Below are 15103 nucleotides of genomic sequence, written 5' to 3' on the forward strand. Positions count from 1 at the left end.
TCGGGTGACGCGGGCATCCGCGTCGTGATGTGCCAATCCGTTGCGATTCATTGCACGCGATTGCGTTCCGTCGCGATCGCGCGCGATGCGCGGGCAGTCTCGCGCGTCAGCGTTTCAGTTCGGCGACGAAGTCGTAATAGTCGTCGCGGCAATACGTTTCGGTCACCTCGATCGCGCGCTGGTCGGCGCCGTAGCCGATGCGCGTGATCACGAGGAGCGCCGAGCCCGGCTTCACCGCCATCCATTTCGCGATCGCATGCGTCGCGTTCGCCGCGCGAAAGTGCTGCAGCGCGCGCACGACGGTCATGCCGCGCGTCTCGAGGTATTCGTACAGCGACGCGCCGAGCGCCTGCGGATCGGGCACCACCGCGGCCGGCAGCGTCGAATGCTCGACCGCCATCACGATGCCGTCCGCGCGGCGCAGCCGTTCGAGCCGCGCCACCGTCGCGCCGGGCGCGAGGCCGAGACGCGTGAGCTCGTCGCGGGTCGCGGCGCGCAGCGTGCGCGACAGCCACACCGAATCGGGCACGAAGCCGCGCTGCCGCATCTTCGCGGTGAAGCCGACGAGCCGCGACAGCGGATCGGCGACGCGCGGCGTGATGAAGCTGCCGGCCCCGCGCGCCCGCTTGATCAGGCCCTGCTCGACCAGCAGCGCGAGCGCGCGACGCGCGGTGATCCGCGACACGCCGACCGACCCCGACAGCAACCGCTCCGACGGCAGCGCCTCGCCGGCCCGCCACGCGCCGGCGTGGATCGCGCTCGCCAGATTGCGGGCGAGCTGCAGATAGAGCGGCGTGTCGTCGAGGGGATCGGGCGCCAGTTCGGACCAGCCGGTTTCCATGTGCCTCCGGGTGTCGGACGACGGCTCGAGGCCGCCGAAGTTGAACGCATTATATAACCACCATAATACCAGTCAACGAACTGGTATTAGCGCGACGCAAATCGCCGGAAGCCTTGTGCGGCAAGCGTTTTAGTATCGGCAAAGCCTTTGTTTACAACGCAGTTCGGGATAGGGATTTACCCGAGGTGGTATGCAGGGGGACAGTTCCAGTGCGTGGACCGGCCGGGTTTCCGGCACGAATATGAGACCAGAATAGAACCAATTTGGCTGACTGGTATGCATTGACGACAGAGCGCCGGTGCGACGCGCGGATCAGTGGAATTCGCGGCTCGACGTGTGCAGACCGCCGAGCAGCGGCGTCAGATCCTCGAAATGCTGCGCGACGAGGTGCCGCACGTCGCTCACGACCTGCCACACGCCAGACGCCGCGAGCAGCCGCGAATCGAGCGTTTCGCGGCGTTGCCGCGCGAGCAGCTCGGGCCGCACGATCACGTTCACGCAGCCCGTTTCGTCTTCGAGCGTCATGAACATCACGCCTTTCGCGGTGCCCGGCATCTGTCGCGCGATCACGAGCCCGCATGCGCGCGCGAGCCTGCCGTCGGGACGGTCGCGCAGCTCGGCCGCGGACGACAGCTGCTGCGCGCGCAACGCGGGCCGCAGCAGCGCGACCGGGTGGCGGTTCAGCGTGAGGCCGGTGGTGTGATAGTCGGCGCGGATGTCGTCGGCTTCCGACGGCGCGCCGAGCGCGGGCGACTCCGCTTCGTCGATCGGCGCGGCGGCGAGCAGGTCGCGTTCGGGCGCCGCGGCGACGGCCTGCCACAGCGCATCGCGGCGATGGCCGGCGAGCGTCGCGAGCGCGTTCGCGGCGGCGAGCGCTTCGAGATCGCGGCGTTCGAGCTGCGCGCGGCGCGCGAGGCTGTCGACGTTGTCGAACGGGCCGGCGGTGCGCGCGGCTTCGATGCGGCGCGCGGCGGCTTCGCCCAGGCCGCGCACGAGCGACAGGCCGAGCCGCACGGCCGGCTGACCGTGTGGGGGCGGCTGGCCGGGCAGCGCTTCGAGCGCGGCTTCCCAGGTGCTTTGCGTCACGTCGATCGGCAGGACCTGCACGCCGTGGCGCTTCGCATCCTGCACGAGCTGCGACGGCGGATAGAACCCCATCGGCTGGCTGTTCAACAGCGCGGCGAGAAAGATCGCCGGTTCGTGGCATTTGAGCCAGCTGCTCGCATAGGCGAGTTTCGCGAAGCTGGCCGCGTGGCTTTCGGGAAAACCGTATTCGCCGAAGCCCTTGATCTGCTCGAAGATCTGCTCGGCGAATTCGCGTGTGTAGTTGCGCTCGAGCATGCCGTCGACGATCTTGCCGTAATACTTCTCGAGGTTGCCCTTGCGTTTCCACGCGGCCATTGCCCGCCGCAACGCGTCGGCCTCGCCAGGCGTGAAGCCCGCCGCGACGATCGCGATCTGCATCACCTGTTCCTGGAAGATCGGCACGCCGAGCGTGCGTTCGAGCACAGCCTTGAGCGCGTCGCTCGGATACGTGACCTCGCCCTCCTCTTCGCCGGCCACGATCCTGCGCCGCTGCAGATACGGATGCACCGCGCCGCCCTGAATCGGCCCGGGTCGCACGATCGATACCTGGACGACGAGATCGTAGTAGTTGCGCGGCTTCAGCCGCGGCAGCATCGACATCTGCGCCCGCGATTCGATCTGGAACACGCCGACCGTATCGGCCCGGCAGATCATGTCGTAAGTGGCTTTGTCATCCTGCGGAATGTGTTTCAGCGTGAACGGTTCGCCGTCCTTCTCGGGCCCGCGCCACGCGGTGCGCAGGTCGAACGCGCGATGCAGCGCCGACAGCATGCCGAGCGCGAGCACGTCGACCTTCATCAGCCCGAGCGCCTCGAGATCGTCCTTGTCCCACTGGATCACGCGCCGCCCGTCCATCGCCGCATTTTCGACCGGCACGAGCCGTGTGAGCTTGCCGCGGCTGATCACGAAGCCGCCCGAATGCTGCGACAGGTGGCGCGGAAAATTGAGCAAGCGCCCCGCCAGTTCGGCCCATGTGCGAATCAGCGGCGTTTCGGGATCGAGCCCGGTCGACGCGAATTGCCGCAGCAGATCGCGGCTGCCGTCGAACCAGCGGTGCCCCTTCGCGACGCGATCGACCAGCATCGGATCGACGCCGAGCGCCTTGCCGGTCTCGCGCAGCACGCCGCGCGGGCGATACGTCGAGACGGCGGCCGCGAGCGCGGCGCGGTCCTCGCCGTATTTTTCGTAGATATGCTGGATCACTTCTTCGCGGCGCTGATGCTCGAAGTCGACGTCGATATCGGGCGGCTCGCCGCGTTCCTCGCTGATGAAACGCTCGAACAGCATCGTGCTTTGGTCGGGATCGACCTCGGTGATGCCGAGGCAATAGCAGACGACCGAATTTGCGGCCGAGCCGCGGCCCTGGCACAGGATGTTCTGGCTGCGCGCGTATTTGACGATGTCGTAGACGGTCAGGAAGAACGGCTCGTAGCTCAGCCGGGCGATCAGGTCGAGTTCATGGCGGATCTGCTTGTCTACCTTTTCCGGGATGCCGTTCGGATAACGGTCGGCCGCGCCGGCGAAGGTTTCCCGTTCCAGATAGCGCGCCGGCGTGAGCCCCTTCGGCACGATCTCGTCGGGATACTCGTAGCGCAGCTTGCCGAGATCGAAATCGCACGCATCGAGAATCGCGCAGGTCTCCGCGATCTCGCCCGGCGAAAACAACTTCGCGATCCGCCCGCGCGCACGCAGATGCTGCTCCGCATTCGGCGCGAGCGCATAGCCGCACTCGGCGACCGGCATCCCGACGCGAATCGCCGTCATCACGTCCTGCAACGGTTTGCATGAGCGCTTATGCATCGTCACGTCGCCGAGCGCGACGATGCGCACGCCGCGCCGTTTGCCGGCCGCACGAATCTCGTCGCGCTGCACGCCGTCGAGCGCGCGCTGCAACTGCACGAGCCCGAGCCGCGCGCGCTCGCCGAACGTCGCGCGAAACCACGCGACCTGTGCGTCGAGCACATCTGCCCGCACCGGGTACGCGGGCACGAGGATCGCGAAGCAGTCGGGCATCCCGCGCAGATGAGCGAATTTCTCAGGCGGCCTCGACAACATTCGCGACGTCAGCCGGTACGTGCCCTTCGGCGCCTCCATCCGCCGCCACGAAATCAGCTCGGAAAGATTGCCGTACCCTTCGCGGTTCTGCGCGAGCAACACGAGCCCGAACGCACCGGGGCCCGGGTCGTGGCCGGGCGCGACGTCATCCGGCGTGACGTCGAAATACGAACCGATGACGAGCGGCAGCCCTTTCTCTTGCGCGGCGACATGCATGCGCGGCGCGCCGGCGAGCGAGCATTCGTCGGTGATCGCGATCCCGCGATAGCCGAGCTCCGCCGCGCGCTCGACCAGTTCCTCCGCATGCGACGCGCCATGCAGGAATGAGAAATTCGAGCGGCAGAACAACTCCGCGTAATCGGGCAGCAAACTGACTTCCGCGACCATCTTCGTTCACCCGAACAGGCCGTGCAGGAACCAGTGCGGCTCGGTCTCGCTCCCCGACCGCTCCCTGAACACCCAATAGCACGCGCCCTCTTCGTCCTGCGCGACGTGGTAATCGCGTACGGCGAGCTGCCCGTCGAACCACCCGGCTTCGATCCGCTCGGCCGACGACATCATCCGGAGCGGCGTATGAAATACCGGCCGGTTCTCGCGCATCAGCAACGGCAGCGGCTCGGCGAGCAGCCACGCGGGGCGCGGCGGCGCGGCGGGTGAAACGGCGGCCGGCTTGCCCGCTTGCGCATCGAGCGGCAACCAGCGGTTCGCAGCCTCGGGCCGGTAATCGGCGACCGGCGCCGCGCGCAGCACGTTGTCCGCGCCCAGCCGCGCGACCAGCAGCTCGAACAGCCGCTCGCGGGTTTCCCGCGTACCGCCCGGCTCGGGAAAAAGATCGTCGGCCGGCGGCGCGACCGATTCGACGCGCGTGGCCTTCAGCCGCACCGCGATCACCGCGGCCGGCAGCTCGACGCGCGCAAGCCGTTCGCCGAGCAGCCGCATGAAATGCCCCTCGTCGCGCACGGGCGCGGCGAACGCGAGCTCGAGCGGGGTCGGCGGCACGGCCTGACGGCCGCGCTCGTGCTCGAGATCGAACGTCATCGCGGCCAGCGACAGGTGCCGCGCGGCCAGCCAGCCGCACAGCTGCACGACGAGCCGCCGCGCCGCGAACAGCACGGCTTGCGCGTATTCGACGCGCTCCGGCAATTCGAGCCGCACGTCGAACACGGGCGGCACCGCCATCCACGCGAGCGGCTCGATCGCTTCGCCGTACGCACGATCGAGCGCGGCCAGCAACGCGGGGCCGCAGCGCCGCTGCAACCCCGCGCGCGGCAGGCGGCGCAGATCGGCGAGCGTGTGGCAGCCGAGGCCGTCGAACCAGCCTGCATACGGACGCGCATCGGGCAACAGCACGCAGGGCAGCCGGTCGAGCGCGCGGACGAGCGAGCGCTGGCGCGCGACGCGGCGCCGCCGGCGCGATCGCGCCGACGTGCGCGCGAGCAGCCACGCGCCGCGCCCGGTCGGCGCGGCGGACAGGCGCGCCGCATAGCCGAGCGCCGCGAGCGTCGCGCGCACCTGGCGGCATAGCGACGGCAAGCCGCCGAACAGGCGCAGGCTCGGGCCGACGTCGACGATCAGCGTGGCTTCGTCGTCGAGCGCGACGCACGGCGAGAAGCGCAGCAACGCGAGCGCGACCGCGCGCAGCGCATCGGCTTCGCGGGCGGGATCGCGTTCGACGAGCTGCGTGCCCGGTGCGAGCGTGAGCACGCCGCCGCGCTTCATGCCGGCGCGCACGCCCTGCCGGCGCGCGGCCGCATCGGCGATCAGCACGACACCCTGCTCGAGCACCGCACACCCGGCCGCTGCGTCAGACGGCGGCGGGGCGCACACGTCGAGCGGCAGGCGCGGCAGATGGATGCCGAGCAAGACGCGCATAGCGGCTCTCCACGATGGGCGACGGCAATTCGAGCACGAGCGGCTCGCTGCGCGCGGGCCCGCGACGCTTGACGATGTCGAGCGACACGCCGCCCGGCACCGGATACAGCGCGACGCGCAGCACGGCCGGCGACGGCTGCCGCGCGGCCGACAGCGGGCGCAGCATCACGAACAGCGTGTCGCCCGTGCGCGCGGCCGCGAGATGCAGGCGCCGCAGCGCATCGGGCCGCGCGTCCTGCCAGAGCAGCAGCGCGCCGCAACAGCCGGTCTTGAGCGCCTGCTCGGCGGCCCACAGCGCATCGGTGCGGCTACCGGCGCGCAGCCACAGCAGCGTATCGGCCGGCACGCCGAGACTGGCGAGCGCGGTGGCATGCGGCGACTGCGGCGGCGCGACGAGCGCGAGCGGCCGCCGGACGCTGACGCTGCGGGCGAGCGCGGGCGCGAGCAGCCGCATCTCGCCGCAGCCCGCGTGCGCGGCCAGCAGTTCGACGAGGCCGCCGACCGGCCAGCCGCCGCCCGGCAGCTCGGCCGACAGCGACGCGAAGCCCGTGTCGATCGTGCGCGGGCCGCCGCGCGCGAGTTGCGAGCCGCGCCAGAGGGACGGATGAAGGGATTCGGGAGCAATGGAGGATGCGAGCATGACGCCACCCACAACTGTATGGATATACAGTATATGGCAATGCGTCCGCGTCGCACAGTACGGGTACGAAACCGGTATTTAGTCGGATGAAATGCGGGGCAAGCCCGCGCATCGGGTCCCGATGCAACGACGCACGCGAACCGGATCGCGCGGCCGCTCGGCAAGCGGACCGCCACGATGCCTATCGCGCCGGTCCGCCCCTCGCCCGTCAGCCGAGCAGCAGCGCGTCGTCGTCGAGTTGCTCGTGCCGCACCTTCTCGAACATCTGCAGCAGATCCGGCACGTCGAGCCCCTTGCGCGCGTCGCCCGACACGTCGAGCACGACCTGCCCCTGGTGCAGCATCACCGTGCGCTCGCCATAGTCGAGCGCCTGCCGCATGCTGTGCGTGACCATCATCGTCGTCAGCTTGCTCTCGGCGACGATGCGCGCGGTCAGCTCCAGCACGAACGCGGCCGTCTTCGGGTCGAGCGCGGCCGTGTGCTCGTCGAGCAGCAGGATCCGCGATGGCCTGAGCGACGCCATCAACAGGCTCACGGCCTGACGCTGGCCGCCCGACAGCAGCCCGATCCGGTCGGTCAGCCGGTTTTCCAGCCCGAGGTTCAAGAGCCGCAGCTTGTCGCGAAACAGCTCGCGCGACGGCCGGTCGAGCGCGGCCCGGAAACCGCGCCGCACGCCGCGCGCCATCGCGAGCGCCATGTTCTCCTCGATCGTCAGCGCCTCGCAGGTGCCGGCCATCGGATCCTGGAACACGCGCGCGACGAGGTGCGCGCGGTCCCACGCGGCCTTGCGCGTGACGTCCGTGCCGTCGATCGCGATACGCCCCGAATCGACGCGCTGATCGCCGCTGACCGCATTGAGGAAAGTCGACTTGCCGGCGCCGTTCGAGCCGATCACCGCGACGAACTGGCCGTCGGGAATCTCGAGCGACAGCCCGCGCAGCGCGCGCGTCTCGATCGGCGTGCCGGGGTTGAACGTGAGTTTGAGATCGTGTGCCGACAGCATGTCATGCCCCTCCGTTCTTGCGCGCGAACAGCTTCTTGCGCGTCGCCGGCAGCACCAGCGCGATCGTGACGAGCGCGGCCGTCACGAGGTTCAGGTCCTGCGCCTTCAGGCCGATGAATTCGCTGTTCAGCGCGAGCGCGATGAAGAAGCGATAGACGATCGCGCCGAGCACGACGGCGAGCGTCGTCAGCACCAGCCGGCGCGCGGGCAGCAGCGTCTCGCCGATGATCACCGCGGCCAGCCCGATCACGATCGTGCCGATCCCCATCGAGATGTCCGAGCCGCCCTGCGTCTGCGCGAACAGCGCGCCCGCGAGCGCGACGAGCGCGTTCGACAGCGCCATCCCGGCGAGCGTCGCGCGGCCGGTCGCGATGCCTTGCGCCCGCGCCATCCGCGGGTTCGCGCCGGTCGCGCGCATCGCGAGGCCGAGCTGCGACGAGAAGAACCAGTCGAGCCCGAGCTTCGCGACCACGACGACGATCGCGAGCAGCGCCGGACGCAGCACGTAATCGGGCATCCAGTCGGGCTGCAGCACGGTGAAGAGCGTCGGCTCGGTGATCAGCGGCACGTTCGGCCGGCCCATGATCCGCAGGTTTACCGAGTAGAGCGCGATCATCATCAGGATACTGGCGAGCAGATCCATGATCTTCAGGCGCACGTTCAGCCAGCCGGTGACGAAGCCGGCCAGCGCGCCCGCGACGATCGCGAGCAGCGTCGCGGAGAACGGGTCGTGGCCGGCCGAGATCAGCGTCGCGGCGACGGCGCCGCCGAGCGGAAAGCTGCCGTCGACGGTGAGGTCTGGGAAGTTGAGGATGCGAAACGAGATCAGCACCCCGAGGGCGACGAGGCTGAAGATCAGGCCGATCTCCAGTGCGCCCAGAAACGAGAACAGAGACATGATGGGGAAATCCTGTTGCTTCCCGGCCTCACGTGTACGGCCGGGCGAAGCGAACGGGCGGCTTCGGGTAGGAGCCGCCCGTCCGGCGATGTCGTCGAGGCCCGGATCGGGCCTGCCAGCGCGGCGCTCGGGCCGCGGCTTACTTGATGACCGTCTTCGCTTCCTTCACGAGATCCGGCGACAGCGTGACGCCCTGTTTCGCGGCCGCGCCCGTATTGACGAACAGTTCGAGGTTGCTGCTCGTCTCCGATGCGATCGCGCCCGGCTTCTCGCCCTTCAGGATGCGCGCGACGACCTTGCCCGTCTGGCGGCCGAGGTCGCCGTAGTTGATGCCGAGCGCCGCGATGCCGCCCCGCTTCACGCTGTCGGTGTCGCCGGCGACGAGCGGGATCTTCGCTTCGTTCGCGACCTTCACGAGCGCTTCGTACGCGGACACGACGTTGTTGTCGGTGTTCGTGTAGATCACGTCGACCTTGCCGATCAGGCTCTTCGCGGCCGGGCCGATGTCGACGGTGCGCGGGGCGGCCGCTTCCTTCAGCGTCATCCCCTGCTTCGCGAGGATCTCCTTGAGCGCCTTCACGACGACGACCGAATTCGCCTCGCCCGGGTTGTAGACCATGCCGACCGTCTTCGCATTCGGCACGACGCGCTTGATCAGCGCGACCTGGCGATCGAGCGGCAACATGTCGGACACGCCCGTGACGTTGGTGCCCGACGGCCCCCAGCCCTTCACGAGCTGCGCGGCGACCGGGTCGGTCACGCCCGAATAGACGATCGGCACGCTCTTCGTCGCCGCGACGACCGACTGCGCGGCCGGCGTCGCGATCGCGACGATCACGTCGGGCTTGTCGCCGACGAACTTGCGCGCGATCTGCGCGGCCGTGCCCGTGTTGCCCTGCGCGCTCTGGTATTCCCACTTGAGCTTGTCGTCGCCGTAACCTTCCGCCTTCAGCTCGGCGCGCACGCCGTCGCGGATCGCATCGAGCGCCGGATGGTCGACGATCGACAGCACCTTGACGGTCTGGGCGTGCGCCGCGCCGGCCAGCGCGAGTGCGGCGACGCCGGCCGTGATCGAACGGATCGCGAAAGTCTTGAATCGCTTCATGGGTGAGTCTCCCCCGTATTGTGTCGGTTCTGGATGATGGATTCCCGCCGCCGTCGGGCGGGCGCCGCCCGTGCGTACGAGACGCGGGCGATCGGCCCGCGCACGCTCCGGGAAAGCGTGCAGCGGCGAACGCACGAGGATACCATTTCCGCAGACCACCGCCTGACTGCCTGCTTTCGCGAAACCGGCCGATGCGCGGCGCCGCCGCGCCGTCACGACATGCCTGGACAGCCCGGCCGGCGGCGCTCGGCGCCGGTCCCGGCGCAACGCGCCAGCCGCGTTGACAGCTTTACGTTATGCTGTCCGCCGACCCGATCCACCCCATCGGAGGGGACATGCAAAGAGCGATTCGTGCGATCGCATGCGCGGCCATCGCGCTGGCGCTGCCGGTTGCGGCATTCGCGCTGACCGACGGCAACGCGCAATACGACGACTGCATGCTCAACGCGCTGCGCGAAAGCCGCAACGGCGCCGCGGCGCAGTTGATCCAGCGCTCGTGCGACGCGCTGTACCGCAACAACGCGATGCTGCTGCCGCGCGAGCGGCGCTTTCACGAGTGCGTGGTGCAGTCGCTGCCGGGCGTGCGCGACAACTACGCGATCCAGCAGATCATGTCGATCTGCTCACGGCGCGGGGAGATGTAGGCGCGACTGCCGCGCCAACGAAAAAAGGCCTGCGCGATGCAGGCCCTTTCGTTTCAGCGGTCCGACCGGTGAGCGGCGTTCAGAACGACGCGACCATCGAGCCCTTGAACTGCTTCTTGATGAACTCCTTCACTTCCGGCGACTGGTACGCCTTGACCAGCTTCTTCACCCACGGCTGATCCTTGTCCTTCGCGCGCACGGCGATCAGGTTCGCGTACGGGCTCGTCAGCGATTCGAGCGCGATCGCGTCCTTGGTCGGCTGCAGGTTCGCGGCCAGCGCGTAGTTCGTGTTGATCACGGCTGCGTCGACGTCCGACAGCACGCGCGGCAGTTGCGCGGCGTCGAGTTCGGAGATCTTCAGCTTCTTCGGGTTCTCGGCGATGTCGAGCACCGTCGCGTTGTTGCCGCCCGTGCCGGCGCCGGCCTTCAGCTTGATCACGCCTTGCGTCTGCAGCAGCAGCAGCGCGCGGTTTTCGTTCGACGGATCGTTCGGCACCGCGAGCTTCGCGCCCTGCGGCAGATCCTTCAGCGACTTGAACTTCTTCGAATACACGCCGATCGGCGAGATGTAGGTCAGGCCCGCGCTGACGATCTTGTAGCCGCGCTGCTTCACCTGGCTGTCGAGGTAGGGCTGGTGCTGGAAGCTGTTCGCGTCGAGGTCGCCCGCGTCGAGCGCCGCGTTCGGCTGCACGTAGTCGTTGAACTCGATGACCTTCACGTTCAGGCCTTCCTTCTCTTTCGCGACCTTCTGCACGACTTGCCACACTTCCGCATCCGGGCCGGCGACCGTGCCGACCTTGATCGCCTTGTCCTCGGCGCGCGCGCCTGCCGACAGCGTCAGCGCGGCACCGGTGGCCAGCACGGAAAATACCTTCAGGAGACTGCGACGCTTCATCTGTTTCTCGCTTTCTTGCAAACTGAAAAATGGGGCGCGATACGGGTATGCCCGGACTCGCAGGAAGGGCCAAATGGTGTCACAGGATCGGCGTGAAGTGAAATACATCCCGCTCATATGGGTATGCACCAGCGCAGTGCCGGTGCGCGTTGCGCGAATGGGCCGTTAGTTGCATTTCTCTATCGATGCGGCGGCCATCGACCGACACGCGCTACGCCGCCACCGGTTCATCGGCCGCCTTCGCGCCGCCGAATGCCTGCTTGGCCGCCCTGCCGCCGGCTGCCTGCGACAACAGGCCGCCGGTATCGCCGACCCGGAACGCGCCGACCGCTTCGCGCAGCCGCGCGGCCTGTTCCTGCAGCGACGCAGCCGCCGCAGCCGCTTCCTCGACCAGCGCCGCGTTCTGCTGCGTGACCTGGTCCATCTGCGTGACCGCGCGCCCGACCTGCGTGATGCCGCTCGCCTGCTCCTCGGACGCGGCCGCGATCTCGCCCATGATGTCGGTCACGCGCGCGACGGCCTGCAGGATCTCGCCCATCGTCGTGCCGGCCTGGCCGACCAGCGCCGACCCGTTGCGCACGCGCTCGACCGAATCGACGATCAGCGCGCGGATCTCCTTCGCGGCCGTCGCGCTGCGCTGCGCGAGCGAGCGCACTTCGCCCGCGACCACCGCGAAGCCGCGGCCCTGCTCGCCCGCACGCGCGGCCTCGACCGCCGCGTTCAGCGCGAGGATGTTGGTCTGGAACGCGATACCCTCGATCACGCCGATGATGTCGGCGATCTTGCGCGAGCTGTCGTCGATCTCGCCCATCGTGCCGATCACACGGTTCACGACGTCGCTGCCCGTGCGCGCGATGTCCGACGCGTTGTTCGCAAGCCCGCTCGCCTGCCGAGCGTTGTCCGCGTTCTGCTTCACCGTCGCGGTCAGTTGCTCCATGCTCGCGGCCGTTTCCTCGAGCGACGCAGCCTGTTCCTCGGTGCGCTGCGACAGGTCGTCGTTGCCGGCCGCGATCTGGCGGCTCGCCGACGCGATCGCTTCGGCCGACCGGCGAATCCCGCCGAGCGTCGCCTGCAGCCGCGCCTGCATGTCGTGCATCGCGGCCATCATGCTCGTGCGGTCGCCCGCGCGCACCGGCACCGGCTGCGTGAGGTCGCCCTGCGCGATGCGCGCCGCGAGCGCGGCCGCTTCGTCCGGCTCGCCGCCGAGGCTGCCGCGCACGTTGCGGATGATCACCAGCATCGCCGCGCTGATCACGAAGCCGATCACGAGCACCACGGCCAGGTGGCCGAGCAGCGTCCGGTAGTAGACGGTGTCGATGTCCTTCAGGAACACGCCGCTCGAGATGTTCCAGTCCCACGGCGCGAACCGCGTGACGTAGCTGATCTTCGGCACGGCCGTCTCGCTGTGCGGCAGCCGCCCGCGATATTCGGCGAACCCGCTGCCGGTCGCCTTCGCCGCGTTCAGGATCGTCACGAACAGCGGCTTGCCGTCCGGATCGAGATAGTCGCCGACCTGCGTGTCGACGAGCTTCGGCAGCGTCGGGTGCATCAGCACGACCGGCTTCGAATCCATCACGAATACATAGCCCGAATCGCCGTAGCGCATCGCGGCGAGGCTCGCGAGCGCGTCGCGCTTCGCGTCGGCCTCGGGCAGCGTGCCGTTCTGCGCGAGCGCGTGATAGGCCTTCACGATGCCCGTCGCCGCGTCGACGAGATTCGCGATGCCGGCCTTGCGTTCGGCGAGCATCGTCGCGCGCGTCTCGTAGGCGCTCCATGCGCCGACGCCCAGAAGACCGATCCATACCAGCGCAAGCGCGAGCCACAGCTTGCGGTTCAAACTCATTCTGCTCATCTGCGTGCCTCTGTCGATGTCGATGCATCCGGCGCGCGAACGGCCTGCCGCACGCAAACGGTTGCTCTTGCATTTACGGCAACGAGGCTTACATCTTGAATACGCGTCGCCGCGGCGAACCGGCGATCGACCGCCGCGCCGCCCGCCGCGCGATTCGTCGGCGCGACAGCCCGCATCGGCTGTGCTAAAAAGACCGGCTGGCCGGCGCGCGACGCGCCGGCATCACTCCAGGGCCATCCATGTACGTCATCGACATCCACTACACCGCGTCGCTCGAGCGCATCGACGACGCGCTCGAACGCCACCGCGCGTACCTGCAGCCGCAGTTCGACAAGGGCATCTTCATCGCGGCGGGGCCGAAGGTGCCGCGCGAAGGCGGCGTGATCCTCGCGGCCCGCATCGATCGCGACGCGCTCGATGCGATCCTCGAGACCGATCCGTTCGTCACCGAGGGGCTCGCCACGTATCGCGTGACGGAATTCCGGATCACGCGCGCCGCGTCCGGCTTCAACGTGCCCGCGCTGCCGTAACGCGGCTTCGGCGCGATACGCGCGCATGCCGACGCGCCGCCCGGCGGGCAGCGCATGCGTGCAACGATGAGAGAGGGGAAACGTGACGGCGCGAAAACGGCCGTCACGCGAAACGCCGGGCGGGCGCCCGGCGGCTGCCGGTCAGTCGACCAGCAGCTTCAGGTCGTGGACCCACGGGGCCGGGCCCTGACCGTCGCGCACGAACAGGCGCAGCTTGCCGTCGCGGTCGAACACGTAGCTCGCGGCCGTGTGATCCATCGTGTAGCTGCCGGGCGTCTTGCCGGGCACCTTCGCGTAGTACACGCGGAAATCCTTCGTGACCTTCTTGAGCTGCGCTTCGTCGGCCGGCCGCAGGCCGATGAACGACGGATCGAACGCGGGCACGTACTGGCCGAGCAGCTCGGGCGTGTCGCGTTCCGGATCGACGGTGACGAACAGCACCTGCACGCGCTTCGCGGCATCCGGCCCGAGCTGCTTCAGCGCCTCGGACAATTCGGCCATCGTGGTCGGGCACACGTCCGGGCAGTGCGTATAGCCGAAGAACATCACGACTGCCTTGCCCTTGAAGTCGGCGAGCGTGCGGACCTTGCCGGTCGTATCGGGCAGCGAGAAATCGCTGCCGAACTGCGTGTTGCCGGTGATGTCGAGATTCTGGAATTTCGGCGCGTTGTCGCATCCGGCGAGCAGCAGCGCTGCCGCGAATGCGCACGCGAGCATCCAGCCTTGGCGCGCGCGGCGCCCGAACCGTGATGGGAGCATTGCGTTCAAACCGTGCGGTTACACGCCGAGCAGCGGGCGTGCATAGTGATCGACGAGCAGCGCGGCGAACAGCAGCGACAGATAGACGATCGAGTAGCGGAAGGCCTTGCGGGCGAGTTCGTCCGAATAGTCGCGGTGAATCTTCCACGCATACGCGAGGAACACCGCGCCGAGCAGCACCGCGCTCGTCAGGTAGACGGCCCCGCTCATCCCGGAAATGAACGGCATCAGCGTGACCGCGAACAGGATCACCGTGTACAGCAGGATGTGCAGCCGCGTGAACTTCTCGCCGTGCGTGACGGGCAGCATCGGCAGCCCGGCGTTCTCGTAGTCCTTGCGGCGATAGAGCGCGAGCACCCAGAAATGCGGCGGCGTCCACACGAAGATGATCAGCACGAGGATCCACGCGTCGCCCGGCACCGCGCCGGTGACGGCCGCCCAGCCGAGCGCCGGCGGCATCGCGCCCGACGCGCCGCCGATCACGATGTTCTGCGGTGTCATCGGCTTGAGCAGCAGCGTGTAGATCACCGCGTAGCCGACGAACGTCGCGATCGTCAGCCACATCGTCAGCGGGTTCGTGAACGTATAGAGCGTCCATGCGCCGACGCTGCCGAGCACGGCCGAGAACAGCAGGATCTGCGGCGTCGTGATCTCGCCGCGCGCGGACGGGCGCCACGCGGTGCGGCGCATCATCGCGTCGATCTTCTGTTCGACGAGGCAGTTGATCGCGAACGCGGCGCCGGCCAGCAGCCAGATGCCGACGGTGCCGCCGATCAGCACATGCCACGGCACCATGCCCGGCGTCGCGAGGAACATGCCGATCACCGCGCAGAACACCGCGAGCTGCGTGACACGCGGCTTCGTCAGCGCCATGTACTGGGAAAAGCGGCTACCGGGCGATTGGGAGAGGGTGCTTTGCATGG

General features: G+C 68.6%; 13 protein-coding genes. 2 read left to right on the top strand and 11 right to left on the bottom strand.

The features are described from left to right. Positions 1 to 106: 106 nt before the first annotated feature. The 7 genes from HWX62_RS15395 to HWX62_RS15425 all read right to left on the bottom strand — a co-directional run bounded on the left by HWX62_RS15395 (position 107) and on the right by HWX62_RS15425 (position 9500). On the bottom strand, positions 107 to 841 hold the full coding sequence (locus HWX62_RS15395) for a GntR family transcriptional regulator (RefSeq protein WP_175927862.1): 735 nt from the start codon (positions 839 to 841) through the stop codon (positions 107 to 109). Between the two features lie 312 nt (positions 842 to 1153). Further along, a complete protein-coding gene (locus tag HWX62_RS15400; protein ID WP_175927863.1) occupies positions 1154 to 4369 on the bottom strand; it encodes an error-prone DNA polymerase in 3216 nt (1071 codons plus the stop codon). Between the two features lie 6 nt (positions 4370 to 4375). After that, positions 4376 to 5854, bottom strand: coding sequence for a DNA polymerase Y family protein (locus HWX62_RS15405; RefSeq protein WP_175927864.1), 1479 nt, complete (start codon positions 5852 to 5854; stop codon positions 4376 to 4378). Beyond that, positions 5787 to 6494: a translesion DNA synthesis-associated protein ImuA gene (gene imuA / locus HWX62_RS15410; protein WP_175985173.1), complete on the bottom strand. Its 708-nt coding sequence runs from the start codon at positions 6492 to 6494 to the stop codon at positions 5787 to 5789. Before imuA ends, HWX62_RS15405 begins: the two co-directional genes overlap by 68 nt. A gap of 208 nt (positions 6495 to 6702) precedes the next feature. After that, complete coding sequence (locus tag HWX62_RS15415) at positions 6703 to 7497, bottom strand: ABC transporter ATP-binding protein (RefSeq protein WP_175927866.1); 795 nt, start codon at positions 7495 to 7497, stop codon at positions 6703 to 6705. A gap of 1 nt (position 7498) precedes the next feature. Beyond that, positions 7499 to 8395 (bottom strand): ABC transporter permease, encoded by an 897-nt coding sequence (locus HWX62_RS15420; protein WP_175927867.1) that lies wholly within the window; start codon positions 8393 to 8395, stop codon positions 7499 to 7501. A 139-nt stretch (positions 8396 to 8534) separates the two neighbouring features. After that, entirely contained in the window at positions 8535 to 9500 is a 966-nt protein-coding gene (locus HWX62_RS15425; protein ID WP_175927868.1) for an ABC transporter substrate-binding protein, read from the bottom strand. 335 nt (positions 9501 to 9835) lie between these two features. Here HWX62_RS15425 and HWX62_RS15430 point away from each other — a divergent pair, with 335 nt between their 5' ends. Continuing rightward, on the top strand, positions 9836 to 10144 hold the full coding sequence (locus tag HWX62_RS15430; protein ID WP_175927869.1) for a VF_A0006 family four-cysteine protein: 309 nt from the start codon (positions 9836 to 9838) through the stop codon (positions 10142 to 10144). A 79-nt stretch (positions 10145 to 10223) separates the two neighbouring features. Here the strand turns inward: HWX62_RS15430 and HWX62_RS15435 are convergent, their stop codons facing one another. Next, positions 10224 to 11039 carry a MetQ/NlpA family ABC transporter substrate-binding protein gene (locus HWX62_RS15435; protein WP_175927870.1) on the bottom strand — a complete coding sequence of 272 codons (816 nt, stop codon included), beginning with the start codon at positions 11037 to 11039 and terminating at the stop codon, positions 10224 to 10226. A gap of 211 nt (positions 11040 to 11250) precedes the next feature. Continuing rightward, complete coding sequence (locus tag HWX62_RS15440; protein WP_175927871.1) at positions 11251 to 12891, bottom strand: methyl-accepting chemotaxis protein; 1641 nt, start codon at positions 12889 to 12891, stop codon at positions 11251 to 11253. Between the two features lie 239 nt (positions 12892 to 13130). Between HWX62_RS15440 and HWX62_RS15445 the strand changes: the two genes are divergently transcribed. Next, entirely contained in the window at positions 13131 to 13421 is a 291-nt protein-coding gene (locus HWX62_RS15445) for a YciI family protein (protein WP_012329263.1), read from the top strand. Between the two features lie 141 nt (positions 13422 to 13562). Here the strand turns inward: HWX62_RS15445 and HWX62_RS15450 are convergent, their stop codons facing one another. Beyond that, positions 13563 to 14180, bottom strand: a complete 618-nt coding sequence (locus tag HWX62_RS15450; RefSeq protein ID WP_175927872.1) for an SCO family protein — start codon at positions 14178 to 14180, stop codon at positions 13563 to 13565. Between the two features lie 18 nt (positions 14181 to 14198). Continuing rightward, positions 14199 to 15101 (bottom strand): heme o synthase, encoded by a 903-nt coding sequence (gene cyoE / locus HWX62_RS15455; protein WP_006477738.1) that lies wholly within the window; start codon positions 15099 to 15101, stop codon positions 14199 to 14201. Positions 15102 to 15103: the final 2 nt, after the last annotated feature.

It is taken from the genome of Burkholderia sp. BCC0506, assembly GCF_902833145.1.
Taxonomy (GTDB): Bacteria; Pseudomonadota; Gammaproteobacteria; order Burkholderiales; family Burkholderiaceae; genus Burkholderia.

Bases quoted from the DNA above. Each gene is read 5' to 3' on its own strand.
- HWX62_RS15405 (WP_175927864.1), bottom strand. From the start codon at position 5,854: ATGCGCGTCTTGCTCGGCATCCATCTGCCGCGCCTGCCGCTCGACGTG.
- HWX62_RS15430 (WP_175927869.1), top strand. From the start codon at position 9,836: ATGCAAAGAGCGATTCGTGCGATCGCATGCGCGGCCATCGCGCTGGCG.
- HWX62_RS15440 (WP_175927871.1), bottom strand. From the start codon at position 12,891: ATGAGCAGAATGAGTTTGAACCGCAAGCTGTGGCTCGCGCTTGCGCTG.
- HWX62_RS15425 (WP_175927868.1), bottom strand. From the start codon at position 9,500: ATGAAGCGATTCAAGACTTTCGCGATCCGTTCGATCACGGCCGGCGTC.
- HWX62_RS15450 (WP_175927872.1), bottom strand. From the start codon at position 14,180: ATGCTCCCATCACGGTTCGGGCGCCGCGCGCGCCAAGGCTGGATGCTC.
- HWX62_RS15395 (WP_175927862.1), bottom strand. From the start codon at position 841: ATGGAAACCGGCTGGTCCGAACTGGCGCCCGATCCCCTCGACGACACG.
- imuA (WP_175985173.1), bottom strand. From the start codon at position 6,494: ATGCTCGCATCCTCCATTGCTCCCGAATCCCTTCATCCGTCCCTCTGG.
- HWX62_RS15420 (WP_175927867.1), bottom strand. From the start codon at position 8,395: ATGTCTCTGTTCTCGTTTCTGGGCGCACTGGAGATCGGCCTGATCTTC.
- HWX62_RS15435 (WP_175927870.1), bottom strand. From the start codon at position 11,039: ATGAAGCGTCGCAGTCTCCTGAAGGTATTTTCCGTGCTGGCCACCGGT.
- HWX62_RS15400 (WP_175927863.1), bottom strand. From the start codon at position 4,369: ATGGTCGCGGAAGTCAGTTTGCTGCCCGATTACGCGGAGTTGTTCTGC.
- cyoE (WP_006477738.1), bottom strand. From the start codon at position 15,101: ATGCAAAGCACCCTCTCCCAATCGCCCGGTAGCCGCTTTTCCCAGTAC.
- HWX62_RS15445 (WP_012329263.1), top strand. From the start codon at position 13,131: ATGTACGTCATCGACATCCACTACACCGCGTCGCTCGAGCGCATCGAC.
- HWX62_RS15415 (WP_175927866.1), bottom strand. From the start codon at position 7,497: ATGCTGTCGGCACACGATCTCAAACTCACGTTCAACCCCGGCACGCCG.